Here is a 24,757-nt window from a genome sequence, read left to right on the forward strand (position 1 = left end):
CCTTTCGGACAGTGCGGAGGGTGTGGGATTCGAACCCACGGGACATTGCTGCCCACCGGTTTTCAAGACCGGATCCTTCGGCCGCTCGGACAACCCTCCCGACCGCGCAGACAGCCCCGGTCGAACAGGCCGAGTCTAGCCGACCCCAGAACCCGTCCATTCTCGCGGCAGCGCCTGTGGGCGGCCTGAACGAGGCCGGTCAGAGGGCCTTCAGCACCGCCGTGACGCCCCCCTCGGTGACGGATGCCGTGAGCTCCGACGCCTCGGAGGTCACCTCATCGGGCCCCTGGCCCATGGCGATCGCCCGTCCGCCGTTCGCGCGCGCCCATCGGAACATCCCGATGTCGTTGCGTCCGTCGCCGATGACGACGACGTGGGCGGGGTCGATGCCCAGCCACTCGCGCACCTTCTCGAGACCGGTCGCCTTGTCGACGCCCTGCGGCGCGATGTCGAGCCACGCCGACCAGCCCACCGCGTACGAGACCTCGTTCAGGCCGATCCGCGACACGAGGTCGACGAAATCCTGATCGGTGCCCTCCTCCGACACCACGACGACGCGCGACACCGGCTGCGCGGAGAGGTCCTCGAACGGGACGCGGTCGGCGCGCGACACGTTCCACTCGTCCATGTCGTCGGTGTAGAGGCGACGCCCGTCGGGCAGTTCGACCATGTACCGCGCCGAGGGGAGGTGGTCGCGCAGCAGTGTCAGCACCTCGGACGCGTCGAACTGCTCGGTGTGGAACCGCTCGTACTCGCGGGTGCCGGCTGGGCCGGTGCGCCGCAGGATCACCGCGCCGTTCGAGCACACGACGTACTCGGGGGTGAGCGCCAGCCCCTCGAGGATGTGGCGCGTCCCCTCCCACGAGCGACCCGTCGCGAGCATGACCTCGTGCCCGGCACGCTGCGCGTCGGCGATCGCGTCCACGACACCGGGGCTGTAGCTCTCGTCCTCGAGCAGGATCGTGCCGTCGACGTCGAGCGCGATGAGCAGTCGCTCGCGCGGGGGCTCGGCGGCATCCGTCGCGATCTCGTCGACCACCTCGGCGGCATCGTCGGGCGAGACGGCGCGGACCTCGCCGGTCGCGGGCGCTCCCTCGGGACTCACGCGATCGGCTCCGCCACCTCGAGGCCGCCCAGGTAGGGGCGCAGGACCTCTGGGATGACGACCGAGCCGTCTTCGCGCTGGTGCGTCTCGAGCAGGGCGACGATCCAGCGGGTCGTCGCGAGCGTGCCGTTCAGCGTCGCGACGGGAGCCGTGCGGCCGCCCTCGGGGCGGTACCGGATGTCGAGGCGGCGGGCCTGGTAGGTGGTGCAGTTCGACGTCGACGTGAGCTCGCGGTACGCGCCCTGCGTCGGGACCCAGGCCTCGACGTCGTACTTGCGCGCGGCGGACGACCCCAGGTCGCCGGCGGCCACGTCGATCACGCGGTACGCGAGACCGAGGTCCTGCAGCATGCGCTCCTGCATCTCGACGAGGCGCAGGTGCTCGGCCTCGGCGTCGTCAGGCGTCGTGTAGACGAACATCTCCAGCTTGTTGAACTGGTGCAGGCGGATGATGCCGCGGGTGTCCTTGCCGTACGAGCCGGCCTCGCGGCGGTAGCACGTCGACCAGCCGGCGTAGCGCTTCGCGCCCGCCTCGAGGTCGAGGATCTCGTCCATGTGATAGCCGGCGAGCGGGACCTCGCTCGTACCGACGAGGTACAGGTCGTCGTCGTCGAGGTGGTAGACCTCGTCCGCGTGCTGGCCGAGGAAGCCGGTGCCGCGCATGACCTCTGCGCGGACGAGGGTCGGCGGGATCATGGGGATGAAGCCGGCCTCGAGCGCCCGCTGCATCCCGAGGTTCATGAGGGCGAGCTCGAGTCGGGCACCGATCCCGGTGAGGAAGGTGAACCGCGCGCCCGAGACCTTCGCCCCGCGCTCGGTGTCGATCGCGCCGAGCATCTCGCCCAGGGCGAGGTGGTCGCGCGGTTCGAAGTCGAACGTCGCGGGCTCGCCGTGCGTGCGCAGGGTGATGAAGTCGTCCTCGCCACCGGCGGGCACGCCGTCGATGACGATGTTCTCGATGCGCGCGAGGGCCGCCGAGGCGGCCTCCTCGGCCACGGTGACCGCCTGCTGGGCGGCCTTGACGCGCTCGCTGAGGTCCTTCGCCTCGGCGACGAGCGCCGCCTTCTCGTCCTTCGGCGCCTTCGCGACCCGTTTGCCGTGCGCGTTCTGCTCGGCGCGGAGCTCCTCGAAGGCGGTGATCGCCGCGCGCCTCTCACGGTCGGCGGCCAGGGCGGCGTCGACGGTGTCGGGCGACTCGCCGCGGGCTTCCTGCGAGCGCTTCACGAGGGCCGGGTCGTCACGGAGGAGGGCGAGATCGATCACCCGTCGAGTCTAGTCGCGGGCCTCCCGGCCCCCTCCCCTGGTGCGGATCGCGCAGCCGCGCAAGGGGCCCCGGGAGACGGATGCCGGGCCCTATCCTGTACGCATGGCGACCGAACCCGGCACGACGCACGGCTCCGACGACGCGCACGACCCGGCTGCTGTCGCAGAACCCGACGGCGTCATCCGCGAGCCCGACGACATCGCGCCCGACACGGAGGACGGCGAGACGGGCGAGGCCCGCCGGGTCGACCGCAGCGGATCGACCGAGCCGATGCCCGACGAGGACGGTCGGCCGAGCCCGAAGGCCGCCCTCGTCTACAACCCCATCAAGGTCGACGGCGACGCGCTGCGCGAGCAGGTCGCGACCGCCGCGAAGGCGGCCGGCTGGTCCGAGCCCCTCTTCTACGAGACCACCGTCGACGACCTCGGCGACGACGTCGCCCGCCAGGCCCTGAAAGAAGGGGTGGATGCCGTCCTCGTCGCCGGCGGCGACGGCACCGTCCGCGCCGTGAGCGAGGCGATGACGGGCTCCCCCGTCCCCCTCACGATCGTGCCGAGCGGCACCGGCAACCTGCTGGCCCGCAACCTCCGGCTCCCGCTCGACGACCCGGCGGCGATGATCGCCGCCACCTTCGACGGCGACACCCTCGCGATCGACGTGGGCCTCGCGCAGCTGCGTCGTCCCGACGGCGAGACCGCCGAGCACGCGTTCGTCGTCATGGGCGGGATGGGGCTCGACGCCGCGATGATCGCCAACACGAACAGCGACCTGAAGAAGAAGGTCGGCTGGGTCGCCTACGTCGACGGCGCCGCCCGGTCGATCGCCCAGGCCAAGCCGTTCCCGGTCGTCTACCAGGTGCCGGGTCACCGCATCCACCGGGCCGACGTGCAGAGTGTGCTCTTCGCCAACTGCGGGTCGCTTCAGGCGGGGCTCGAGCTGATCCCCGAGGCATCCATCACCGACGGCGAACTCGACGTCGCGATCCTGCAGCCGCGCTCCGCGTTCGGCTGGCTGCTCGTCTGGCGGCGCCTCGCGTGGGACAACAGCGTGCTGCGCAAGTTCCGCACCGGGCGCAAGATCCTCTCGCTCCGCACCGCCGACAACTCCGTGCGCTACTCGCGCGGCAAGGGCATCGACCTCGCCGCCGAGGAGGCGCACCCCGTGCAGCTCGACGGCGACGAGTTCGGCGAGGCGACCCGCATCGCCGTCCGCGTCATCGCCGGCGGACTCACCCTCGCGATCCCGCGCGGGCACTCCGTCGAGGCCGTCTGAGGGATTCCGCGCCGGATTGCAAGGGGCGGCGCCGGCCTCGTCGGGTGACGAGGATGAGGGGATGCCGTCCCCTTCGATCGTCTGGTTCCGCGACGACCTGCGCCTCGCCGACCACCCCGCCCTGCGCGCGGCCGTGGACCGCGGCGAGCCCGTCATCGGTCTCTACGTCCTCGACGAGGAGTCCGAGGGCATCCGCCCGCTCGGCGGGGCGGCCCGGTGGTGGCTGCACCACTCGCTCGCCTCGCTCGCCGAACGGCTCGCGGAGCGCGGTTCGCGGCTGATCCTGCGCCGCGGACCCGCCGCCCGGGTCGTCCGCGACGTGGCCGACGACACCGGCGCGGGCGCCGTGTTCTGGAACCGGCGCTACGGCGGGCCCGAGCGCGAGATCGACGCGCAGCTGAAGGCGGGCCTGCGGGAGGGCGGCGTCGAGGTCGCGTCGTTCGCGGCATCCGTCCTCTTCGAGCCGTGGACCATCCAGACGGGATCGGGGAAGCACTTCTCGGTCTACAGCCCGTTCTGGCGGGCGTGCCTCGCGCAGCCCGCTCCGCGCGCGCCGCTGCCCGAACCGCGGGAGGTGAGCGGACCCTCGCGCTACCCCGCGTCGGACGACCTCCGCGACTGGCAGCTGCTGCCGACCGCACCGGACTGGGCGCAGGGCCTGCGCGACACGTGGGAGCCGGGCGAGCCGGCGGCCCGCCGCCGCCTGCGCGAGTTCCTCGACGAGGACCTCGGCCACTACGGCGACGCCCGCGACCGGCCCGCCGCCGGGGCGACCTCGATGCTCTCGCCGCGCCTGCGGTGGGGCGAGCTGAGCCCGCACACCGTCTGGCACGCCGCGGTCGAGGCCACCGGCGCCTCGCAGTTCCTGTCCGAGATCGGCTGGCGCGAGTTCGCCTGGCACACCCTGTACCACTTCCCCGAACTCGCAACGAAGAACCTCCGCCGGGAGTTCGACGCGTTCCCCTGGCCGCGCGTGAAGCCGTCCGCACTCGAGGCCTGGCAGAAGGGGCGCACCGGCTACGCGATGGTGGATGCCGGGATGCGCGAGCTCTGGGAGACCGGCTACATGCACAACCGCGTGCGGATGATCACGGCATCCTTCATCATCAAGAACCTTCTCATCGACTGGCGCCGCGGCGAGGAGTGGTTCTGGGACTGCCTCGTCGACGCCGACGGGGCGAGCAACCCGTTCAACTGGCAGTGGGTCGCCGGGTCGGGCGCCGACGCCGCACCGTACTTCCGCGTCTTCAACCCGGAGCTGCAGGCCGACAAGTTCGACAAGAACCGCGAGTACATCGGGCGGTGGGCTCCGGAGTACCGGGATGCCGACGGGCAGCCGCCCCTGCCGATCGTCGACCTGAAGGCGACCCGGCAGAACGCGCTCGACGCCTACGAGAAGGTCAAGCAGGCCTCGCGCGAGTCCTGACCGAACGCGACCGCGCCGCGGATCGGAGCCCGGAGGCCCGACCCGCGGCCCGGATGCGTGGTGTCTGCGAGGTGCGGAAGGCGGCGGCGCTCTCGTCGCAGTGGCAGAGCGCGTTGTGGCATCCGAGCTCGTTCGAGACGTGCCAGAGCGCGACGGCCGGGTGCGCGCCGTAGCGGGCGGCGACGGCGTCGACGAGGGCGAGGGCGGCCTCGCGGTAGACGGGTGAGCTCGGGCACCATGCCTGACGACCGCCGGGGTAGCGGCGGGTGCCGTCGTCGACGACCGGGAGGATCTCGGGGTGCGCCGTCGTCAGCCACGCGGGCGTCGACGCGGTGCCGGTGCCGAGGTTCACCCGGATGCCGGCGGCGTGCAGCCGGCTGATGATGTCGTCGAGGCGGGCGAAGTCGTACTCCCCCGCGCGCGGCTCGATGTGCGCCCAGCCGAAAATGTTGATCGCGACGAGATCGACGCCGGCCTCGCGCATGAGCGCGATGTCCTCGTCCCAGACGTCCGGCGTCCACTGTTCGGGGTTGTAGTCGCACCCGAACGCGATGCCGTCGTGCTCGAAGGGGCGGGCGGGGACCGACATGTTCTCCTCTGGATCCTGTGAACGTGCACAGGTCCGAGCGGTGTTCCTCCGCGTTGAGGATCTGTGAACGTGTACAGAGTAGGTCGGACGTCGCTGGCTGTCAAACACTGATCCAGAACCTCTGTGCGCGGTGTGTGCGTGCACATACGATGAACGCGTGAGCAGCGATCGCACGGATGTCATGGGCCGCCGCCGTCGCGCGACCGTCAAGGACGTTGCCACGGAAGCCGGCGTCTCGCGGGGCACCGTCAGCCGGGTGCTCAACGGGCAGCCTTACGTCTCGGACGAGGCACGCGAGGCCATCGAGGCCGCCATCGCCAAGGTCGGCTTCGTCCCGAACCGCGCCGCCCGGAGCCTCGTCATGCAGAGCTCGCAGGCGATCGGCCTCATCGTCCACGAGCCGCACTCGCTCTTCGTCGAGGACCCGAACATCGGCTCGATCCTCCTCGGGGCCAACGCCGCCCTGTCGGAGGCGGACTACCAGCTGACGTTCATGATCGCCGACACGACCAGCGACATCGAGCGCCTCGCCCGCTATCTGAGCGGAGGCCTCATCGACGGCGTCATCATCGTCTCGGCCCGCGTCGGCGACCCCATCACCCGCGCCGTCGCCGACCTCGGCCTGCCCGCCGCGTTCGTCGGACACCCGCGCGACATCGGCGACGCCGCCTTCGTCGCCATCGACAACCGCGGCGCGGCGCGCGAGATCACGAACCGGCTCGCCGCGACGGGTCGCCGCCGGATCGGCATGATCGCCTCCGCTCTCGACCGCGACTCGGGATCGGACCGCCTCGCGGGATTCGTCGACGCCCTCGGGTCCCGGTTCGAACCGAGCCTCGTCGAATCCGTGCCGCTGTACTCGTACTCCGACGGGCAGGCCGGGATGCGGGCGCTCCTCGAGCGCGCGCCCGACATCGACGGCGTCTTCGCCTCGAGCGACGCCGTCGCCGCCGGGGCGATGGACGTCCTCCAGGCCGCGGGTCGGCGCATCCCCGAGGACGTCGGCATCGTCGGCTTCGACGACAGCTCGTGGGCGCTGCGCTGCGATCCGCCCCTGTCGACCGTGCACCAGCCCGCCGATGAGCTCGGCCGCGCCGCCGCCGAGTCGGTCCTCCGTCAACTCCGCGGCGAGGATCCCGATGCCGGCGGCACGGTCCTCCCCTGCCCCGTCGTCTGGCGCGACTCGGCCTGATCGGCCTCGGCACGGAATGCCGGGCGACCCGCGCCGGTTGCAGCCCAGGATATGAGCATTGCGACCCCGGCCCTCTCCGTTCTCGACCTCGTCCCCGTCCGCACGGGGCAGACCAGCAGCCAGGCGATCGCCGCCTCGCTCTCCCTCGCGCAGCGCGCCGACGAGCTCGGCTACCGGCGCTACTGGTTCGCGGAGCACCACAACATGCCGGCCGTCGCCTCGACCACTCCCCCGGTGCTGATCGCCGCCGCGGCGGCGCGGACCCGCCGCATCCGTGTCGGCTCCGGCGGCGTCATGCTGCCGAACCACTCCCCGCTCGTCGTGGCAGAGCAGTTCGCCGCCCTCGAAGCCCTCGCCCCCGGTCGCATCGACCTCGGCATCGGCCGCGCCCCCGGCTCGGACCCCGTCATCACGCAGCTGCTGCGCCAGTCGGGTACCACGAGCGACGTCGAGCGGTTCCCGAACCACGTCACCGACATCCGTTCCCTCGTCTCGGCCGAGGGCGCGACGCTGCGGTTCACCTCGGGCGGCACGTACGACGTGCGGGCGACGCCCGCGTCGACCAGCACCCCCGAGGTGTGGCTGCTCGGCTCGAGCGACTACTCCGCGCAGCTCGCGGCGGGGATGGGCCTGCCGTACGTGTTCGCGAACCACTTCTCGGGCGACGGCCTCGAGCGGGCGCTCGACCTCTACCGCGGGCAGTTCCAGCCGTCCGAGACGCTCGCCGAGCCCCGCACCTTCGTCACGGCCAACGCCGTCGTCGCCCACACCGACGCGCAGGCCCGCGCCGCCGCGCTGCCGCAGGCGCGCATGATGGCGCGTCTGCGCGGCGGCAAGCCCCTCACGGCGCTCGAGACCGTCGAGCAGGCCGCGGCGGCGGAGGCTTCGGACGGGCTCGCCGCCCCCGTGTTCGACGCGATGATGTCGCGCTGGTTCGTCGGGACCGGACCCGAGGTCCGCAGCCGGCTCGCGGAGTTCGCCGCCCGCCACGGCGTCGACGAGGTCATGGTGTCGCCCGTGTCCGCCGCGACCGAGGACGAGCCGATGGATGCCGCGCCCTCGCGCCTCCGCACGCTCGAGCTGCTCGCGGCCTGAGGCGCGTGCCGCCGCGCGCGGGCGGCGACAACCGAGGAGATCCGTCCCCGAGACGCGGTGGTAACCGGTTCCACCCGCCGCGCAGCGGCACATCTCCGCGGTTGGTGCCGCGCAGGCGGGCGGGTCAGGCCTCGGGCTCGCCCGAGACGAGGCCGCGCAGCCAGTCGCGCGCCTCGACGAAAACCTCATCGGAGTACCGCTCGGGGTAGCGCACGATCGCGCGGTCGGCCCGCGGATAGGAGCCGAGGTAGAGCACGCGCGGCGAGAAGCGGCGCAGGCCCAGCAACGCGTCGGCCATGCGCTCGTCCTCGATGTGCCCGTCGGCGTCGATGACGAAGCGGTACCGGCCGAGCTCGTCGCCGATCGGGCGCGAGGCGAGCAGTGACAGGTTGATGCCCCGGGTTGCAAACTGCTCGAGCAGCTCGAGGAGGGCACCCGGGTGGTCCTCGGGCAGCTCGACGATGAGCGACGTCTTGTCGGCCCCCGTCGGCGCGGGCGGCGGAGCCGTGCGGCTCACCAGCACGAACCGCGTCACGGCGTGCGGGTTGTCGCCGATCTTCTCGGCCAGCAGGTCGAGGTCGTAGAGCTTGAGGATGCCCGGCGGGGCGATCGCGGCATCCGCGGAGATCCCGCCGTCGACGAGTCCCACGGCGGCGGCGACGTTGCTCGTGGCGGGGATGTGCGAGTGCTCGGGCAGCGCGGCCGTCAGCCACGTGAGGCACTGCGCGTAGGCGACGGGGTGGGCTGCGACGACCGAGACGTCCTCGAGCCGCACGCCGGGCCGGGCGACCAGCACGAACTCGACCGGCACGAGGTACTCCCCCACGATGCGGAGTCCCGGCACGGTCGCCAGCGCGTCCTGCGTCGTCGAGACGCCGCCGTCGACGGAGTTCTCGATCGCGATCATCGCGGCATCCGACCGGCCCTCGATGACGTCGGCGAGCGCCTCGCCGACGTTGCGGACGGGGCGCCAGGTCTGGTCGCGTGCTTCGGGGACCTGCGCGAGGGCGGCTTCGGTGAAGGTGCCGGCGGGGCCGAGGAAGCTGTACGTGCGACGGGTGGGGGAAGCCGGGGGCTCGGATGTCACGCGGACAGCCTAGTGGGCACCCCCATGAGCCCTACCGTCCGCGGCACCGGCTGTCGACGACGGATGCCGCTGACCAGCACGCCCGCGACGAGAACCGCGCCGCCGACCACCTCTCCGACGCTCGGAGCCTCACCGCGCAGCAGCGCGGCCGAGGCCATCGCGACGACGGGCGCGAGCAGGATCCACGGCACGACGGCTGCGGACGGGTTGCGGCCGAGCAGTCCGTTGAAGACGGCGTACGCGAACAGGGTGCACAGGCCCGCGGTGTAGAGGGTCGAGACGACGGCCTGGGGTCCGATGGCGGCGAGCCCCGCGACGATCGCCGCGGGACCGTCGATGACGAACGACAGGGCCAGGGCGGGGATCGGCACGACCAGCGACGACCAGACCGTCAGCGACAGCGTGCCGCCGCGGCCGATCCCGGTGACGACGCCCGCGCGGCGCGAGATCACGTTGCCGACGGCCCACGACAGCGCGGCCGCGAGCGCGAGGCAGACGGCGAGGACCGGTGCGTCGCCGCCGCGGAAGAGCGCCACGATCACGAGGCCGACGACGCCGAGGCCGACACCGATGACCTGCGTCGCTGAGGGGCGCTCGCGCAGGGCGATCGCAGCGATCACGATCGTGAAGACCGCCTGCGCCTGCAGGAGGAGCGCGGCGAGGCCCGGGCTCAGCCCCAGCGCGAGCGACGTGTAGAGGAGCGCGAACTGGCCGAGGCTCATGAACAGGCCGACTCCGACGATCACGCGCCACCCGGTCTGCGGCCGCGGCACCACGAGGACGGCGAGTGCGACGACGGCGAACCGGATCGCCGCGAACACCAGGGGCGGGATGCCGCTCATCCCCCAGTCGATGACGACGAAGTTCAGGCCCCACAGCGAGGCGACGAGGGCGGCGAGGAGCATGTCACGGCGGGTCACGGGACCAGTCCACCCGCGGCATCCGTGAAGGACAAGCGATCATTCCGCGACGCGAATCGGTAGCATCGCTTCATGATCGATCTCGAGGCCGTCGTGTCCCTGCGCGCCGTGGCCACGGAGGGGAGCGTCGCCGCCGCCGCCACGGCCCTGGGATTCACACCGTCGGCGGTCTCGCAGCAGATCAAGCGACTCGAGCGCGATACCGGCGTGGCCCTGCTCGAGCGAGTCGGGCGAGGAGTGGTGCTGACCGAGTCCGCGACGCGCCTCGTCGTGTCGGCCACGCCGATCCTCGCCGACCTCGAGCGGGTCCGCGCGGATCTCCACGGAGGCGGCGAGCCCGACCGGGTCGCCGGCGAGATCCGCATCGGGGCGTTCTCGACGGTCGTGCGCGGCGTCATGGTGCCCCTGCTCGCGGACCTCGGCCGGCGGCATCCGGATCTGCGACTGCCGCTGCGCGAGAGCGAACCGTGGGAGACGGTCGCCCTCGTCGCGTCGGGTCAACGGGACCTGGGACTCGTGCACCGCTGGGGCAACGTCGCGCTCGCGATCCCCGACCACCTCGTCGAGACCCCGCTGTTCACCGACGTCGCCGACATCATCCTGCGCCGCGACCACCCGCTCGCCGGCCGCACCGAACTGCGCCCCGAGGACCTCGGCGGCGAGCCGTGGGTCGCGACGTTCGAGTCGACGATCTGCCGGCAATGGCTGCGGCGGCTGTTCGACGGCGTCGGCGGCGCGCCGCGGATCGTGCACGAGTCGATGGAGTTCGAGAACCACCTCGAGATCGCCCGCGCGGGCATCGCCGTCGCGCTGGTTCCGCGACTGGGCCGCCCGCCCCTCGGCCCCGACCTCGTCGCGATCCCGACGGCGTCGCCCGAGTCCATCCGCGAGGTGTCGGCGATCCACCGCCGGACCATGTCGGACTCGCCGGCCCTGCGGACCGTGCTCGACGCCCTGTCGGAACGGGCGGCGGCGATGGTCACCGAGGCGGGCCGCCTCCCGGCGTGAGCTCGCTGCGGATCCGCGACACGCAGGCGCTCCCGTCCGAGTTCCCTGGCAGACTGGGCGAATGAGCCGCGCAGGACAGCCAGCCGAAGCCTCTGACCTCGTCGACGTGGACGCCCTCATCGGCGCCTACTACGACCTGAAGCCCGACCCGTCGGTCGCCGCGCAGCGGGTCGCGTTCGGGACGAGTGGCCACCGCGGCTCGTCGCTGTCGCGCAGCTTCAACGAGGACCACATCCTCGCCACGACCCAGGCGATCGTCGACTACCGCGCGGCGCAGGGCATCACCGGCCCGCTGTTCCTCGGCCGCGACACGCACGGACTCTCGCTGCCCGCCGAGCACACCGCCATCGAGGTCCTCGTCGCGAACGGCGTCGACGTCCGCGTCGACAGCCGCGACTCGTGGGTGCCGACACCCGCCCTCAGCCACGCGATCCTCACCTACAACAAGGGTCGGGACGAATCGGATGCCGGTCGCGCCGACGGCATCGTCGTCACCCCTTCGCACAACCCGCCGCGCGACGGCGGCTTCAAGTACAACCCGCCCCACGGCGGACCCGCCGACACCGACGCGACCGGCTGGATCGCCGACCGCGCGAACGCGCTCATCGAAGCCGGCCTCGAGGGCGTCCGACGCATCCGCCACGCGGACATCGACGACGCGACCCTCGGCCAGTACGACTTCCGCGAGGGGTACGTCGCCGACCTGGCATCCATCATCGACGTCGAGGCCATCGCCCGGTCGGGCGTGCGGATCGGCGCCGACCCGCTCGGCGGTGCGTCGGTCGAGTACTGGGCTCTCATCGGCGAGCGCTACGGCCTCGACCTCACGGTTGTGAACCCCGAGGTCGACCCGACGTGGCGGTTCATGACGCTCGACTGGGACGAGAAGATCCGCATGGATCCCTCCTCCCCCTCGGCGATGGCCGCCCTCGTCGCCCGGCGCGACGAGTTCGACATCCTCACCGGCAACGACGCCGACGCCGACCGTCACGGCATCGTGACGCCCGACGCCGGGCTCATGAACCCGAACCACTTCCTCGCCGTCGCGATCGACTACCTCTACCGCCACCGCGAAGGCTGGCCGCAGGATGCCGCCATCGGCAAGACCCTCGTGTCGTCGATGATCATCGACCGCGTCGCCGCCTCGCTCGGCCGCACCCTCCTCGAGGTCCCCGTCGGGTTCAAGTGGTTCGTCCCGGGCCTGCTCGACGGCTCCGTCGCCTTCGGCGGCGAGGAATCCGCCGGTGCGTCGTTCCTGCGCAAGGACGGCACCGTCTGGACGACGGACAAGGACGGCATCCTCCTCTGTCTGCTCGCCGCCGAGATCCTCGCCGTCACCGGCAAGACCCCCTCGCAACGGTACGCCGAGCTCGAGGCCGAGTTCGGGGCATCCGCGTATCAGCGCGTCGACGCGCCCGCCTCGCCCGAGCAGAAGGCGGCCCTGTCGAAGCTCTCGGGCGACGCCGTGTCGGCGAGCGAGCTGGCCGGCGACCCCGTCACGGCGAAGCTCTCGCACGCGCCCGGCAACGGTGCGGCGATCGGCGGGCTCAAGGTCCAGACCGAGCACGCCTGGTTCGCGGCGCGCCCGTCGGGCACCGAGGACGTCTACAAGCTGTACGCCGAGAGCCTCAAGGGTCCCGAGCACCTCGCGCAGGTGCAGGAGGAGGCGCGCAAGGTCGTCGCCGCCGCGCTGGGTTCTTGAGGCCGCGGGCGCTGGGTTCTTGAGGCCGCGGGCGCTGGGTTCCTGAGGCCGCGGGCGCCGGGTCCCTGAGGCCCGGCGGCCCGGTTCCGCGCCAGTAGGCTCGGGACCATGAGTTGGCTCGTCACCGGAGGCGCCGGGTACATCGGCGCGCACATCGTCCGCGCTCTCGCCGAGGCGGGTCTCGACCCGATCGTCCTCGACGACCTCTCCAGCGGACACGCCGCGTTCGTGCCCGAGGGAGTCCCCTTCGTGCAGGGCACGATCCTCGACCAGCAGCTCGTCGCCGACACCCTGCGCACGCACGGCGTCGAGGGCGTCATCCACGTCGCCGGGTTCAAGTACGCCGGTGTCTCGGTGCAGCGCCCCCTCCACACCTACGAGCAGAACGTCGAGGGCACCCGCGTGGTGCTCGCGGCGATGGCGGATGCCGGGGTCACGAACATCGTGTTCTCCTCCAGCGCCGCCGTGTACGGCACCCCCGACGTGCCCCTCGTGACCGAGGACCTGCCCAAGCGTCCCGCCTCGCCGTACGGCGAATCGAAGCTCATCGGCGAGTGGCTGATCGCGGCGCAGGGCGTCGCGACGGCGGCATCCGATGCACCCCTGCGTCACACCTCGCTGCGGTACTTCAACGTCGTCGGCTCGGGCGACCCGTCGGTCTACGACACGAGCCCCCACAACCTGTTCCCGATCGTCTTCGAGATGCTGCTGAAGGGTGAGACGCCGCGAATCAACGGCGACGACTACGACACCCCCGACGGCACGAACGTGCGCGACTACGTGCACGTCGCCGACATCGCCGCCGCGCACGTCGTCGCGGCGCAGCGTCTGCGCGCGGGCGGACCGGTCGAGCCCGCCTACAACCTCGGTTCGCAGAACGGTCTGTCGGTGCGCGAGATCATGGATGCCGTCGCCCGGGTCACCGGCATCCCGTTCACCCCCGAGATCGCCCCGCGCCGCGCCGGCGATCCGGACCGCATCGTCGCCACCGGCGAGCTCGCCGCCCGCGACCTCGACTGGAAGATGCGGTACACCGTCGACGAGATGGTCCGCACCGGCTGGGACGCCCGCCGCACCGCCGGCTGAGAGCCCCCGGTCACGCGCGAGAGCGCGCGTCCGTGCCGACAGCGCCACTTGCTGCCGCGCTCGGACGGGCGCTCTCGGCAGCAGGGGGCGCTTTCGCGCGAACAACCGCGAGCGCGCGGGCGGCGCGTCAGCCCGACGCGCGGGCGATGAGCGTCGTCGGGACGACCGTGCGTGTCGCGGGCTCGCCGTCGAGCGTCGCCGCGAGGGCGGCGACGGCGGCCTCGCCGAGGGCGTCGAAGTCCTGCCTCACGGTGGTGAGCGGCGGGCGGTAGTCCGCGGCATCCGCCACATCGTCGAACCCGATGACGGCGACGTCCTCACGTCCCGCCTCGGCGAGCGCGCGCAGCACGCCGAGCGCCATCTGGTCGTTCGCGGCGAACACCGCGTCGACGTCAGGGTCGGCGGCGAGGACGACTCCCGCTGCGTGACCGGATGCCGCACCCCAATCCCCGCGCAGCGGTTCAAGGGGCGGCGGCCCGTCGTGCGCCGCCCGCCACCCGCGCTCGCGCTCGGCCGCCGCGAACGACCCGGCGGGCCCGGCGACGTGAGCGATCGCGCGACGCCCGGCATCCGTCAGTCTGCGTGTGGCCGCCTCGGCGCCGCCGGCGTGGTCGGACTGGACCGTGGCGAACGCCCCGCCGGGTGAGTCGACTGCGACGAGCGCGAGACCCGCGGGCGGCGCGACGCCCTCCGCGATGGCCGTCGCCTCGTTGAGAACGATCGCGCCGTCGACGCCGAGATCGTGCAGGCGGTCGAAGGCGTCACCGATGCCCGTCCGCTCGGCGAGGGAGATGAGGGTGACCGCCAGGTCGCGCCGGGCCGCAGCGGATGCCACGGCCTCGAGCATCCGCGAGTTGCCGACGGTCGCGAGGGTCGCGACGATGACACCGATCGTGCCGGAGCGGCCCGTGCGCAGGGCCCGGGCGGCGCGGTGCGGGCGGTAGCCGAGGTCGGCCATCGCCGCCTCGATGCGCGCGCGGGTCTCGGGGTCGACGCGCGGGCTGCCGTTGACGACGCGCGAGACGGTCTGGCCGGACACACCCGCCGCCGCGGCCACGTCGGCCATCGAGACGCGTCGCTGCACGGCATCCTCCCCGGCGCGGCCCCGGCACGAACTGCGGGGACTCGCGTGATGTTGACGATAACACAGCCCTTCGGCTACCGTGTTGACGTGAACACACCGGAGAACGGCACGCACGCGCCCGCCGAGACGACCGCGCTCGGCGCCGGCGTCGTCAAGCGCAGCACCCGCCTCGCCGACGGCCGCGAGCTGATCTACTTCGACGACCCCGGCACGACCCTCGGCCCGGAGCGCGCCGTCGACACCCGCGACCTCGGCGCCCGCCCCGAGACCGCCACGATGCGGCAGGACGTCCTCACCGGCGACTGGGTCTCCGTCGCCGCGAACCGGCAGAACCGCGCGTTCCTGCCGCCCGCCGAGCTCGACCCGCTCACGCCGCAGACCCCGACGAACCCGTCCGAGATCCCGTCGGTCTACGACGTCGCCGTCTTCGAGAACAAGTCACCCTCCTTCGGACCCGCCCTGGCCGAGGCGACCGACGACGTCCCCGCCGCGATCGACCCACCCCGCGGACTCGACGACCTCGCCCACCTCGGGCTCGGCCGCACCCGCACGAGCGTCGGCCGCACCGAGGTGGTCTGCTTCTCGCCCGAGCGCACCGGCTCGTTCGGCACGCAGTCCGTCACCCGTGCCCGCACCGTCATCGAGGCGTGGGCCGACCGCACCGCCGCCCTGTCCGCCCTCCCCGGCATCGAGCAGGTGTTCCCCTTCGAGAATCGCGGCGAAGCGATCGGCGTCACGCTGCAGCATCCGCACGGCCAGATCTACGCCTACCCGTACGTCACTCCGCGCACGACCCGTCTGCTCGACTCGATCGACCGCACCGCCCCCGACCTGTTCCAGCGCATCCTCGAGTTCGAGCAGGCCGGCCCCCGCGTCCTGCTGCGCGGCGAGCACTGGACCACCTTCGTGCCGTTCGCCGCCCGCTGGCCACTGGAGATCCACCTGCTCCCGCACCGTCACGTCGCCGACTTCGCGACGCTCTCGGAGCCCGAGAAGGACGAGCTCGCCCCGCTCTACCTGCGACTGCTGCGCGGCGTCGACGCCCTCTACGAGTCCGAGACTCCCTACATCGCCGCCTGGCATCAGGCGCCGGTCCACGTCGGCCGCGACACCGTGCGCTTGAGCCTGCAGCTCACGAGTCCCCGTCGCGCCGCCGACAAGCTCAAGTTCCTCGCCGGATCCGAGGCCGCCATGGGCGCCTGGATCGGCGACGTCCCCCCGGAGGACGCCGCCGCGCGCCTCCGCACCGCCATCGAAGGAGTCACCCTGTGACCGCTGCCGGCGAGGCCCACGGCCTCTTCTCCACCCTCACCGGCAACGAGCCGGTCGGCCTCTGGTCCGCGCCCGGTCGCGTCAACCTGATCGGCGAGCACACCGACTACAACGACGGCTTCGTCTTCCCGTTCGCGACGCCGCACCGCACGCACGTCGCGCTCGGCCGTCGCTCGGACGGCCGCATCCGCGTCGTCTCCACCTTCGACACCGAGCCCGTCGAGGTGGCCCTCGCGGACCTCGACGCGCTCTTCCCCGAGCGCCGCGACGAGGTCGTCGAGTGGGCCAGGTACCCGCTGGGCGTCGCATGGGCGCTGCTGCAGGCGACCGGGACGGATGCCGCATCCGTCACCGGTGTCGACCTCGCGTTCGCCTCGGACGTCCCCGTCGGCGCCGGGCTCTCGTCGTCGGCGGCCATCGAGGGTGCGACCGGCTCGGCGCTCAACGACGTGTGGGGGCTCGGCCTCGACCGCGTCGCACTCGCGCAGGCGGGACGCCGCGCCGAGAACGAGGCCGTCGGCGCTCCGACCGGGATCATGGACCAGATGGCGTCGATGCTCGGTGAGACGGATGCCGGCACCTTCCTCGACTGCCGCAGTCTCGACGCGCAGGTGGTCGCCCTCGGCTTCGACGCCGCGGGCCTCGAGCTGATGGTGATCGACACTCGCGTCGCGCACGCGCACTCGACCGGCGGCTACGGCGAGCGCCGCGCCGCGTGCGAGCGCGGTGCGGAGGCGATGGGCGTCCCGGCCCTGCGCGACGTGCGCGTCGACCAGCTGCCGCAGGTCGAGCAGCTCGTCGACGAGGTGACCTACCGGCGGGTGCGTCACGTCGTCACCGAGAACCAGCGCGTGCTCGACACCGTGCGTACGCTGCGCGAACAGGGCCCCCGCGCCATCGGCGACCTGCTCTACGCCTCGCACGCCTCGATGCGCGACGATTTCGAGATCTCGGTGCCCGAGCTCGACCTCGCCGTCGAGACCGCCCGCGAGAACGGCGCGGTCGGGGCGCGGATGACGGGCGGCGGATTCGGCGGGTCGGCGATCGCGCTCATCGACCGCGCCACCGTCCCGGCCGTGCGCGACGCGGTTCTGGCAGCCTTCGCCGCGGCGGGGCACACCGAGCCGCACGTCTTCACGGTGCGACCGTCCGAGGGCGCCCGCCGCGACGGCTGATCCCGTTACGGCTCGGTAAAGCCGGCGATCCGCCCGTGCGCCCGCGGCGGGCGGAGGGCAGGATGGACCCATGCCCTTCGCCACCACCCCCGCCGCCGGCACGCCCCTCCTGCAGGTGCGCGACCTCGCCGTCGAGTTTCAGACCGTCGACGGATCGGTGCGCGCCGTGGAGGGCGTCGACCTCGACCTCGCCGCGGGTGAGACGGTCGCGATCGTGGGCGAGTCGGGGTCGGGCAAATCGACGACCGCGATGGCCGTGATCGGCCTGCTGGCCGGCAACGGACGCATCGCCGACGGCAGCATCCGCCTCGACGGCCAGGAGCTCGTCGGGGCCCCCGAGGCGACGATGCGCGGCATCCGCGGGGCGCAGATCGGACTCGTGCCCCAGGACCCGATGTCGAACCTCAACCCGACCTCGAAGATCGGCACGCAGGTCGCCGAGACCCTGCTTGCGCACGGGCTCGCGACGAAGAAGGACGTCGACCGCAAGGTCGTCGAGACCCTCGCGGCGGCCGGTCTGCCGAACGCCGAGGAGCGCGCGAAGCAGTACCCGCACGAGTTCTCGGGCGGCATGCGCCAGCGCGCACTCATCGCGATCGGCCTCGCCTGCAACCCGCGCCTGCTCATCGCCGACGAGCCCACGAGCGCGCTCGACGTGACGGTGCAGAAGACGATCCTCGACCAGCTCGGCCGCATGACGAGCGAGCTCGGCACGTCCGTCCTCCTGATCACGCACGACCTGGGTCTCGCGGCCGAGCGCGCCGCCCGGGTCGTCGTCATGCACCGGGGCCGCATCGTCGAGCAGGGCCCCGCGCGGCAGATCCTCGAGGACCCGCAGCATCCCTACACCCAGTCCCTCGTGCAGGCGGCGCCCTCGGTCGCCGTCGCACGGTTGCGTCCCGAGGCGTTCACGGCTCCGACACCGGATGCCGCGCCGAAGCCGGTCGACAACATCGTCGAGGTCGAGGGGCTCACCAAGCTCTACAAGGTCCGCGGGCAGAAGGAGGACTTCGCCGCCGTCCGCGGCGTCTCGTTCTCGATCCCCCGCGGCGAGACGGTCGCGATCGTCGGCGAATCCGGCTCGGGCAAGACGACGACGGCACGGATGCTGCTGAAGGTCGTCGACCCGACGGAGGGTGTCATCCGCTACGACGGTGCGGACGTGGCATCCCTCAAAGGACGGCAGCTGCGCGAGTTCCGGCAGAAGGTGCAGCCGATCTTCCAGGACCCGTATTCGTCGCTGAACCCCATGTTCACGATCGAGCGGATCGTGCAGGAACCGCTCGACTTCTACAACCGCGGCTCCGCGAAGGACCGTGCCGCGCGGGTGCGCAAGCTGCTCGACGACGTCGCCCTGCCCGAGTCGATGCTGCGGCGCTACCCGTCCGAGCTGTCCGGCGGTCAGCGTCAGCGCGTCGCGATCGCGCGGGCCCTCGCCCTGTCGCCCGAACTGATCGTCTGCGACGAGCCGGTGTCGGCGCTCGACGTGCTCGTGCAGGACCAGATCCTGTCGCTGCTGCGCGACCTGCAGAACGAGTACGGCCTCAGCTACCTGTTCATCTCGCACGACCTCGCCGTCGTGCGGCTGATCAGCGACTACGTCTGCGTCATGAAGGACGGCGCGCTCGTCGAGGCGGCCTCGAGCGAGGAGATCTTCACGAACCCGCGCGACCCGTACACGCGGAACCTCCTGGCCTCGATCCCCGGCAACGAACTCGACATCGCCGTCTGACCCTCGCCTCCGGCATCCCTCCCCTGTCACAAATTGCCGCCCGACGCGGCACAACGCGACAGGCGAACAGCGGATGCCGCGCCCCCGCATCCCTCCCCTGTCACAACACGCCGCCCCACGCCGCACAACGCGACGGGCGAACAGCGGATGCCTCGCCCCCGCATCCCTCCCCTGTCACAACACGCCGCCCCACGCCGCACAACGCGACAGGCGAACAGCCCCAGCACGCACGGGCAGCGAAGCGATCCCGGTGGGCCGGACAGTCGGGGAAGGGGCCCTGTTGTCCGACCCGCCGGGATCGCGCAGCGGTACCCCGGCGCGACTACGGCACGAGCGCGTTGCCCAGCCCGACGACGACGAGCAGCGCCCGCCGGCTCACGATCAGCGCCCGCGCGTCCGGGGGTCCATGGCTTCGCGCAGCGCCTCGCCGAACAGGGTGAAGCCGAGGGCGGTGATCGCGATGCAGATGCCGGGGAGGAACGCCAACCACGGCGCGATGGCGAGTTCCGCCTGCGCGTAGGTGAGCATGCGGCCCCACTCCGCGGTCTCTGGGCGTCCGCCGCCGAGGCCGAGGAACGACAGCGCCGCGGCGTCGATGACGGCGGTCGCGAGCGACAGGGTGCCCTGCACGATGACCGGTCCGACCGCGTTCGGCAGGACGTGGGTCATCGTGATGCGCCCGCGGCCGAGGCCGAGGGTCTGCGCCGAGAGGACGTAATCGGCCGACCGCTGCTGCAGCATCGACGCGCGCAGCAGGCGCGCGAAGATGGGCACCTGCGCGACACCGATGGCGATCATGACGGAGTTCTGGTTCTGGCCGAGGATCGCTGCGATCGAGACGGCGAGCAGGAGGCTCGGCACCGAGAGCAGGATGTCGACGAGTCGCATGATGACGTTGTCGACCCAGCCGCCGAAGGTGCCGGCGATGAGGCCCAGCAGCATCCCGCCGACGAGTCCGTAGGCGGTCGAGATGACACCGATGAGCAGCGACGACTGCGCTCCCCAGATGAGCTTGGACAGCACGTCGCCGCCGAACCGGTCGAGGCCGAGCGGGAACGCCGCGATCTCGCCGGGACCGGGGATGTAGGTCGGGGTGATCTCGCGCGCACCCGGGAGGTCGGTCTCGGGGTAGGGGGCGAGCAGCGGCGCGAGGATCGCGACGAGCACGAACAGCAGCACGATGACGAGGCCGGTCCACGCGACGGGGCTGCGCCGCAGGCGGCGGAAGACGTCGTGCCAGAAGCCGCCGCGCGGCGCTCCGCCGCTGCCGGCCTTCAGGTCGACGGCCGTGGCGTCCTCGGCGGGGCTCCCGCCGGCGGCGGGGGGAAGGACGGTGCTCATGAGACCCTCACTCTCGGGTCGATCAGGCTGTACGAGACGTCGACGAGCAGGTTGATCAGCGCGTAGACGACGGCGATGAAGATGATGAAGCCCTGCAGGACCGGGAAGTCGCGGTTGAAGATGGCGCCGGCGAGGAACGATCCGATGCCGGGGAAGGCGAACACCGTCTCGGTGAGGATCGCTCCCGACAGCAGCAGACCCGCCTGCAGGCCGATCGTCGTGATGACCGGCAGCATCGCGTTGCGGAGGATGAAGCGGTTGCGCAGCAGCGCTCCGGGCACGCCCTTGGCCTTCCCGGTGCGCACGTAGTCCGCGTTCTGGACCTCGAGGACGGATGCCCGGGTGATGCGCACGATGATCGCGAGGGGGATCGTGCCGAGCGCCACCGCCGGCAGGATCAGGTGGAGGACGGCATCCCATGCCGCGTCGAACTCCCCCGTGATGAGGCCGTCGAGGACGTAGAAGTTCGTGTAGTGCGTCGCGTCGATCCGGGGGCTCTGGCGGCCGTCCGAGGGCAGCCATCCCAGCTGGACCGCGAAGACGTACTTGAGGATGAAGGCCAGGAAGAACACCGGCACGACGATGCCGAGCAGGCTGAAGACGACGGCGGCGCTGTCGGCCGCCTTGCCGTGGCGGCGGGCGGCCCAGTACCCGAGGGGCACGCCGACGCCGACGGCGATGATGAGCGCGGCGAGCGAGAGCTCGATCGTCGCGGGGAAGCGGCGCAGGAACTCGTCGAGCACGGGACGGCTCGTCTGCAGCGAACTGCCGAAGTCGCCCGAGAGGAGCCTGCCGATCCACGTGAAGTACTGCTCGAGGAGCGGGCGGTCGAAGCCGTATAGCTCGTTGATGCGGGCGACCGCTTCGGGGGTGGACTTCTCGCCGAGCAGGGCCTGGGCGGGCCCACCGGGGAGGGTTCTCACCCACCAGAAGAGCAGGATGCTCAGGCCGAGGAGGGTGGGGATCAGCAGCAGGAGCCTTTTGCCGATGGTTCGCAGCACGGGTGTCGCTTTCGTGGAGGTCGGTGCGGGGCGGGAGGGTGTCCCGCCCCGCACCGGTCAGGCGGCCGGGGCCGCCTCGATCGGCTTACTTCGTGAGGACGATCTCGCTGAACACCTCATCGTTCACGGGGCTCGCCGGGTAGCTCTCGACGCGGGGGTCGAAGGCCAGGGTGGGAGCCGGGTGAGCGAGCGGGACACCGGGGATGAACTCGGCGACCTGCTCGTTGATGTCGGAGTACACCTGCGTCTGCTCGTCGAGGTCCGCGATGCCGCGGGCGTCGGTCAGCGCGGAGAACAGCTCGGGGTTGTCGAAGCCCCACTCCGCCGACTTCTGACCGAAGAAGACGCCGAGGAAGTTGTCGGTGTCGTTGTAGTCGCCGGTCCAACCGAGCAGGTGGATGCCGTGGTCCGTGCCGCCGGTGATGAGGTCGAGGTACTCGCCCCACTCGTTCGACTGCGGCGTGGTCTCGACGCCGACCTCGTTCAGCTGCTTCGACAGCACCGTGAAGATCTGCTCGGGGTCCGGCATGTACGGACGCGAGACGTTGACCGGGTAGTTGAAGGTCAGCGACAGCGGGTTGGCCTCGTCGTAGCCGGCCTCGGCGAGCAGCTGCTTCGCCTTCTCGGGGTCGTAGTCGTACGTCGTGACGTCGGCGTTCCAGCCGTTGACGGTCGGCGGCATGAACTGCGTCGCCTTCTCGGTGCCCTCGGGGAGGACCTGCGAGATGAGCGCGTCCTTGTCGACGGCGTACGAGAGAGCCTCACGGACCTTCGGGTCCTGAAGCTCCGGGACCGCCTGGTTGAAGGCGAGGTAGAGGATCGTGAAGGGCGGACGCGACACCATCTTGTAGCCGTCCTCCTCGAGAGCGGCCGTGTCGGCGGGGCCGACGAGGTCGTACCCGTCGATGGAGCCCGACTCGAGCGCCTGACGGCGGGCGGTCGGGTCGTCGATCACGCGGAAGATGATCTCGTCGATCTGGCCGGCGTCGCCCCAGTAGTCCTCGTACGAGCTCAGCGTCAGCTGCTCGCCCGGCGACCACTCGTCGAACTTGTAGGGACCGGTGCCGACGGGGTGACCCATTGCGTACTCGCTGAGGGTCGGGGCCTCGGCGGTGCCGCCGACCTCGTCGGCCTTGTACTCCTCGAGGGCGGTCGGCGACTGCATCGCGAAGGCGGGGAGCGACAGCGCCGCGACGAAACCGGCGAAGGGCTTCTTCAGCGCGATGGTGACCGAGTCGTCGCCGTCGGGCGTGCAGGAGTCGTAGACCGCGGTGTCGGGGGTCGACGCGTAGCCCTTGAAGAGCTTGTTGTAGTAGTAGCCGAGCGCCTCGCTGGCGGCCAGGCCCTCCCAGTTGTACCAACGGTCGAAGTTGGCGCAGACGGCCTCCGCGTTGAACGGGGTGCCGTCGTGGAACGTGACGTCCTTCTTGAGGGCGAACGTGTAGCTCAGCGAGTCGTCCGAGACCTCCCACGACTCGGCGAGGAGCGGCGCCGGGTCGGCAGTGCCGGGCTTGGTGCCGACGAGACCCTCGAAGATCTGACGCGAGACGCGGAACGTCTCGCCGTCCTGGGCGAAGGCGGGGTCGAGGCTGGCCGGGTCGGCCGAGGCGCCGAAGACGAACGTGCCGTCGACGTCGGCCGAGCCTTCGCCTTCGGTCTCGCCGCCGCGCTGACTGGCGCACGCGCTGAGCGCGAGCGCACCGATGACGAGGGCCGCGGCGCCCGCGACCACCCGCTTCCTGGACATGGGGAGCATTGCTGTGCACCTTCCGATGAGGCTCGTCGGCGATGCGCCTGGAGGGCGGCGTTGCCGAGGGGATGCCGCTGACGCTACCTGCCGCACTGCGGGCAAGCGGTTACATCTGCATCTCGATCGTGTTTCTTCTTGCGGGCTACCGTAGACGAATGGCCCGCTCCCGCGACCCGATCGACCCGCCTGTCGCGAGACTGTCCGACGGCCGGCAGGCGCGCATCGTGCCGGGTCGTTTCGCGGGCGGCTGGGAACTGATCGTCGACACCACCCCCCAGTCGCACGTGGACCTCGACGATCCGTCGCACCTCCACTTCGAGTACGTCGCCCGGATGGGTGCGGTGATCGACCGGATCGGGATGCCGGGCGAACCCCTCACGGCCGTGCACCTCGGTGCGGGCGCCCTGACCCTGCCGCGGTACGTCGAGCACACCCGGCCGGGGTCGCGGCAGCAGGTGATCGAGCTGGAGCAGGCGCTCGTCGACCTCGTCCGCGCGCACCTGCCCCTCCCCCGCACGGGACAGCTCCGGGTGCGCATCGGCGACGCGCGCGACGTCGCCGCGCGCCTGCCCGCGGGGCTCGTCGGCAACGTCGACCTCGTCGTCTCCGACGTGTTCGCGGGCGCCCAGACCCCCGCCCACATCACGAGCGTGGAGTACTACCGCATCCTCGCGGGGCTGCTCGCACCCGCCGGCATCCTGCTCGTCAACATCGCCGACGGCAGCGGGCTGGCCTTCGCGCGCCGTCAGGTCGCGACCGTGCGCTCGGTGCTTGAGCACGTCGTGATCCTCGCCGAGGTCAGCACACTCAAGAGCGGTCGGTTCGGCAACATCGTCATCGCCGCCTCTCCCGCTCCACTGCCGATGGACTGGCTGCCGCGGCTCATGGCGGCGGGGCCGCATCCCGCGAAGGTCGCCCACGGCGCCGAGCTCGAGGCGTTCGCGCGCGATGCGCGGATCATGACGGATGCCGACGCCACCCCGTCGCCGAAGCCCGCCGCATCCGTCTTCGACCGCTGAGGCCACGACGCGCGGCGCGCCCTCAGCCGATTCCGGGTCCCGCCCGGCGACACTGGAGGCACACGTCGCTGGGTGGGAAGGATTGGCCGTGGGCTTCATCAAGGGATACGACCCGGAGACACTCCGAGAGATCGTCGACCTCGACGAATGCCAAGCACGGCTCGTCGAGCTCGGCGAGCAGCGCAGCCTCGCGGCGATGCTCGAGAAGGTGTGGCTCCTCAAGGTGACCGGCCGTCTCGACGACGCGCTGGTGGTGTCGGAGGAGTCGGTCCGTCTCGCGCGGATGGCCGGGACCCGCAAGGACCTGCTGCGCGCGCGGATGCTGCACGCCACCGTCCAGCAGTTCCGCGGCGCCTACGCGGCCGCGATCCACGAACTCAACACGTGCGTCGAGGAGGCCGAGGGCCAGGGCTGGGCGGCGGTGGCCGCGTTCGGCTGCCAGCACCGCGGAAAGGTGCACTTCGACGCCGGCGACGATGCGTCGGCGCGCGCGGACTTCAAGAAGGCGCTCTTCCTGCGGCAGGAGGCCGGAGCGCCCGAGGAGCAGCTGGAGTCGACGCTGCTCGCGATCGACGCCGTCGACCGGCGCCGCAACCGTTCCACGGTCGCCAGCTGAGCCGTTCCCGGCGAGTGTCGTA

The 24,757-nt window shown here is 71.8% G+C and carries 20 protein-coding genes, 1 tRNA gene and 1 pseudogene; 12 read left to right on the plus strand and 10 right to left on the minus strand.

Features of this window, described 5'->3' with window-relative positions; all coding sequences use genetic code 11:
- Nucleotides 1–14: 14 nt before the first annotated feature.
- The 3 genes from AB0P29_RS05485 to serS all read right to left on the minus strand — a co-directional run bounded on the left by AB0P29_RS05485 (nt 15) and on the right by serS (nt 2,367).
- Nucleotides 15–99: transfer RNA gene (locus AB0P29_RS05485), tRNA-Ser, on the minus strand.
- A 100-nt stretch (nt 100–199) separates the two neighbouring features.
- The gene (locus AB0P29_RS05490; RefSeq protein ID WP_253034832.1) at nt 200–1,105 is read right to left on the minus strand and encodes an HAD-IIB family hydrolase; all 906 of its coding nucleotides are present in this window, start codon (nt 1,103–1,105) and stop codon (nt 200–202) included.
- Nucleotides 1,102–2,367 carry a serine--tRNA ligase gene (serS, locus tag AB0P29_RS05495; protein WP_064003780.1) on the minus strand — a complete coding sequence of 422 codons (1,266 nt, stop codon included), beginning with the start codon at nt 2,365–2,367 and terminating at the stop codon, nt 1,102–1,104. Before serS ends, AB0P29_RS05490 begins: the two co-directional genes overlap by 4 nt.
- 103 nt (nt 2,368–2,470) lie before the next feature.
- Between serS and AB0P29_RS05500 the strand changes: the two genes are divergently transcribed.
- On the plus strand, nt 2,471–3,640 hold the full coding sequence (locus AB0P29_RS05500; protein ID WP_253034831.1) for a diacylglycerol kinase family protein: 1,170 nt from the start codon (nt 2,471–2,473) through the stop codon (nt 3,638–3,640).
- A 61-nt stretch (nt 3,641–3,701) separates the two neighbouring features.
- Nucleotides 3,702–5,066 (plus strand): deoxyribodipyrimidine photo-lyase, encoded by a 1,365-nt coding sequence (locus tag AB0P29_RS05505; RefSeq protein WP_363378999.1) that lies wholly within the window; start codon nt 3,702–3,704, stop codon nt 5,064–5,066.
- 73 nt (nt 5,067–5,139) lie between these two features.
- Here AB0P29_RS05505 and AB0P29_RS05510 read toward each other — a convergent pair.
- A pseudogene (locus AB0P29_RS05510) lies at nt 5,140–5,655 on the minus strand (beta-galactosidase); the annotation flags it as partial.
- 157 nt (nt 5,656–5,812) lie between these two features.
- Between AB0P29_RS05510 and AB0P29_RS05515 the strand changes: the two are divergent.
- Nucleotides 5,813–6,847 carry a LacI family DNA-binding transcriptional regulator gene (locus AB0P29_RS05515; protein WP_363379000.1) on the plus strand — a complete coding sequence of 345 codons (1,035 nt, stop codon included), beginning with the start codon at nt 5,813–5,815 and terminating at the stop codon, nt 6,845–6,847.
- A gap of 51 nt (nt 6,848–6,898) precedes the next feature.
- Nucleotides 6,899–7,942, plus strand: a complete 1,044-nt coding sequence (locus AB0P29_RS05520; protein ID WP_363379001.1) for an LLM class flavin-dependent oxidoreductase — start codon at nt 6,899–6,901, stop codon at nt 7,940–7,942.
- A gap of 124 nt (nt 7,943–8,066) precedes the next feature.
- On the opposite strand, the gene pheA is transcribed toward AB0P29_RS05520, so the two are convergent.
- Together pheA and AB0P29_RS05530 are read right to left on the minus strand one after the other, a co-directional pair.
- Entirely contained in the window at nt 8,067–9,029 is a 963-nt protein-coding gene (pheA, locus tag AB0P29_RS05525; RefSeq protein WP_064003770.1) for a prephenate dehydratase, read from the minus strand.
- Nucleotides 9,026–9,949 (minus strand): EamA family transporter, encoded by a 924-nt coding sequence (locus AB0P29_RS05530; protein WP_363379002.1) that lies wholly within the window; start codon nt 9,947–9,949, stop codon nt 9,026–9,028. Before AB0P29_RS05530 ends, pheA begins: the two co-directional genes overlap by 4 nt.
- A 72-nt stretch (nt 9,950–10,021) precedes the next feature.
- Here AB0P29_RS05530 and AB0P29_RS05535 point away from each other — a divergent pair, with 72 nt between their 5' ends.
- From AB0P29_RS05535 to galE, 3 genes are all read left to right on the plus strand, one after another.
- Complete coding sequence (locus AB0P29_RS05535; RefSeq protein WP_363379003.1) at nt 10,022–10,957, plus strand: LysR family transcriptional regulator; 936 nt, start codon at nt 10,022–10,024, stop codon at nt 10,955–10,957.
- Between the two features lie 61 nt (nt 10,958–11,018).
- Nucleotides 11,019–12,659, plus strand: a complete 1,641-nt coding sequence (gene pgm / locus AB0P29_RS05540) for a phosphoglucomutase (alpha-D-glucose-1,6-bisphosphate-dependent) (protein ID WP_363379004.1) — start codon at nt 11,019–11,021, stop codon at nt 12,657–12,659.
- Between the two features lie 108 nt (nt 12,660–12,767).
- Complete coding sequence (galE, locus tag AB0P29_RS05545; RefSeq protein WP_363379005.1) at nt 12,768–13,745, plus strand: UDP-glucose 4-epimerase GalE; 978 nt, start codon at nt 12,768–12,770, stop codon at nt 13,743–13,745.
- A 127-nt stretch (nt 13,746–13,872) separates the two neighbouring features.
- On the opposite strand, the gene AB0P29_RS05550 is transcribed toward galE, so the two are convergent.
- The gene (locus AB0P29_RS05550) at nt 13,873–14,811 is read right to left on the minus strand and encodes a LacI family DNA-binding transcriptional regulator (protein WP_363379057.1); all 939 of its coding nucleotides are present in this window, start codon (nt 14,809–14,811) and stop codon (nt 13,873–13,875) included.
- Between the two features lie 105 nt (nt 14,812–14,916).
- Here AB0P29_RS05550 and galT point away from each other — a divergent pair, with 105 nt between their 5' ends.
- From galT to AB0P29_RS05565, 3 genes are all read left to right on the plus strand, one after another.
- Nucleotides 14,917–16,101: a galactose-1-phosphate uridylyltransferase gene (gene galT, locus AB0P29_RS05555; RefSeq protein ID WP_363379006.1), complete on the plus strand. Its 1,185-nt coding sequence runs from the start codon at nt 14,917–14,919 to the stop codon at nt 16,099–16,101.
- On the plus strand, nt 16,098–17,276 hold the full coding sequence (gene galK, locus AB0P29_RS05560) for a galactokinase (RefSeq protein WP_363379007.1): 1,179 nt from the start codon (nt 16,098–16,100) through the stop codon (nt 17,274–17,276). Before galT ends, galK begins: the two co-directional genes overlap by 4 nt.
- A 70-nt stretch (nt 17,277–17,346) precedes the next feature.
- Nucleotides 17,347–19,008, plus strand: a complete 1,662-nt coding sequence (locus AB0P29_RS05565; protein WP_363379008.1) for an ABC transporter ATP-binding protein — start codon at nt 17,347–17,349, stop codon at nt 19,006–19,008.
- 381 nt (nt 19,009–19,389) lie between these two features.
- Here the strand turns inward: AB0P29_RS05565 and AB0P29_RS05570 are convergent, their stop codons facing one another.
- From AB0P29_RS05570 to AB0P29_RS05580, 3 genes are all read right to left on the minus strand, one after another.
- The gene (locus AB0P29_RS05570) at nt 19,390–20,349 is read right to left on the minus strand and encodes an ABC transporter permease (protein ID WP_064003763.1); all 960 of its coding nucleotides are present in this window, start codon (nt 20,347–20,349) and stop codon (nt 19,390–19,392) included.
- Entirely contained in the window at nt 20,346–21,350 is a 1,005-nt protein-coding gene (locus AB0P29_RS05575; protein ID WP_363379009.1) for an ABC transporter permease, read from the minus strand. The genes AB0P29_RS05570 and AB0P29_RS05575 overlap by 4 nt, the downstream gene beginning before the upstream one ends.
- Before the next feature lie 85 nt (nt 21,351–21,435).
- Nucleotides 21,436–23,106 carry an ABC transporter substrate-binding protein gene (locus AB0P29_RS05580; RefSeq protein ID WP_363379010.1) on the minus strand — a complete coding sequence of 557 codons (1,671 nt, stop codon included), beginning with the start codon at nt 23,104–23,106 and terminating at the stop codon, nt 21,436–21,438.
- Between the two features lie 149 nt (nt 23,107–23,255).
- Between AB0P29_RS05580 and AB0P29_RS05585 the strand changes: the two genes are divergently transcribed.
- Nucleotides 23,256–24,119, plus strand: coding sequence for a fused MFS/spermidine synthase (locus AB0P29_RS05585; protein WP_363379011.1), 864 nt, complete (start codon nt 23,256–23,258; stop codon nt 24,117–24,119).
- Nucleotides 24,120–24,207: 88 nt separating this feature from the next.
- Nucleotides 24,208–24,735 carry a hypothetical protein gene (locus AB0P29_RS05590; protein WP_064003759.1) on the plus strand — a complete coding sequence of 176 codons (528 nt, stop codon included), beginning with the start codon at nt 24,208–24,210 and terminating at the stop codon, nt 24,733–24,735.
- Nucleotides 24,736–24,757 lie beyond the last annotated feature (22 nt).

The organism is Microbacterium sp. NPDC080220 (assembly GCF_040686395.1).
In the GTDB taxonomy this organism is placed as follows: Bacteria; Actinomycetota; Actinomycetes; order Actinomycetales; family Microbacteriaceae; genus Microbacterium; species Microbacterium gawkjiense.

What these genes read in the sequence shown, in the direction of transcription:
- AB0P29_RS05500 (WP_253034831.1), top strand. Translation starts at nt 2,471, where the DNA reads ATGGCGACCGAACCCGGCACGACGCACGGCTCCGACGACGCGCACGAC.
- AB0P29_RS05505 (WP_363378999.1), top strand. Translation starts at nt 3,702, where the DNA reads ATGCCGTCCCCTTCGATCGTCTGGTTCCGCGACGACCTGCGCCTCGCC.
- AB0P29_RS05520 (WP_363379001.1), top strand. Translation starts at nt 6,899, where the DNA reads ATGAGCATTGCGACCCCGGCCCTCTCCGTTCTCGACCTCGTCCCCGTC.
- AB0P29_RS05535 (WP_363379003.1), top strand. Translation starts at nt 10,022, where the DNA reads ATGATCGATCTCGAGGCCGTCGTGTCCCTGCGCGCCGTGGCCACGGAG.
- pgm (WP_363379004.1), top strand. Translation starts at nt 11,019, where the DNA reads ATGAGCCGCGCAGGACAGCCAGCCGAAGCCTCTGACCTCGTCGACGTG.
- galE (WP_363379005.1), top strand. Translation starts at nt 12,768, where the DNA reads ATGAGTTGGCTCGTCACCGGAGGCGCCGGGTACATCGGCGCGCACATC.
- AB0P29_RS05550 (WP_363379057.1), bottom strand. Translation starts at nt 14,811, where the DNA reads ATGGCCGACGTGGCCGCGGCGGCGGGTGTGTCCGGCCAGACCGTCTCG.
- AB0P29_RS05565 (WP_363379008.1), top strand. Translation starts at nt 17,347, where the DNA reads ATGCCCTTCGCCACCACCCCCGCCGCCGGCACGCCCCTCCTGCAGGTG.
- AB0P29_RS05570 (WP_064003763.1), bottom strand. Translation starts at nt 20,349, where the DNA reads ATGAGCACCGTCCTTCCCCCCGCCGCCGGCGGGAGCCCCGCCGAGGAC.
- AB0P29_RS05580 (WP_363379010.1), bottom strand. Translation starts at nt 23,106, where the DNA reads ATGCTCCCCATGTCCAGGAAGCGGGTGGTCGCGGGCGCCGCGGCCCTC.
- AB0P29_RS05585 (WP_363379011.1), top strand. Translation starts at nt 23,256, where the DNA reads ATGGCCCGCTCCCGCGACCCGATCGACCCGCCTGTCGCGAGACTGTCC.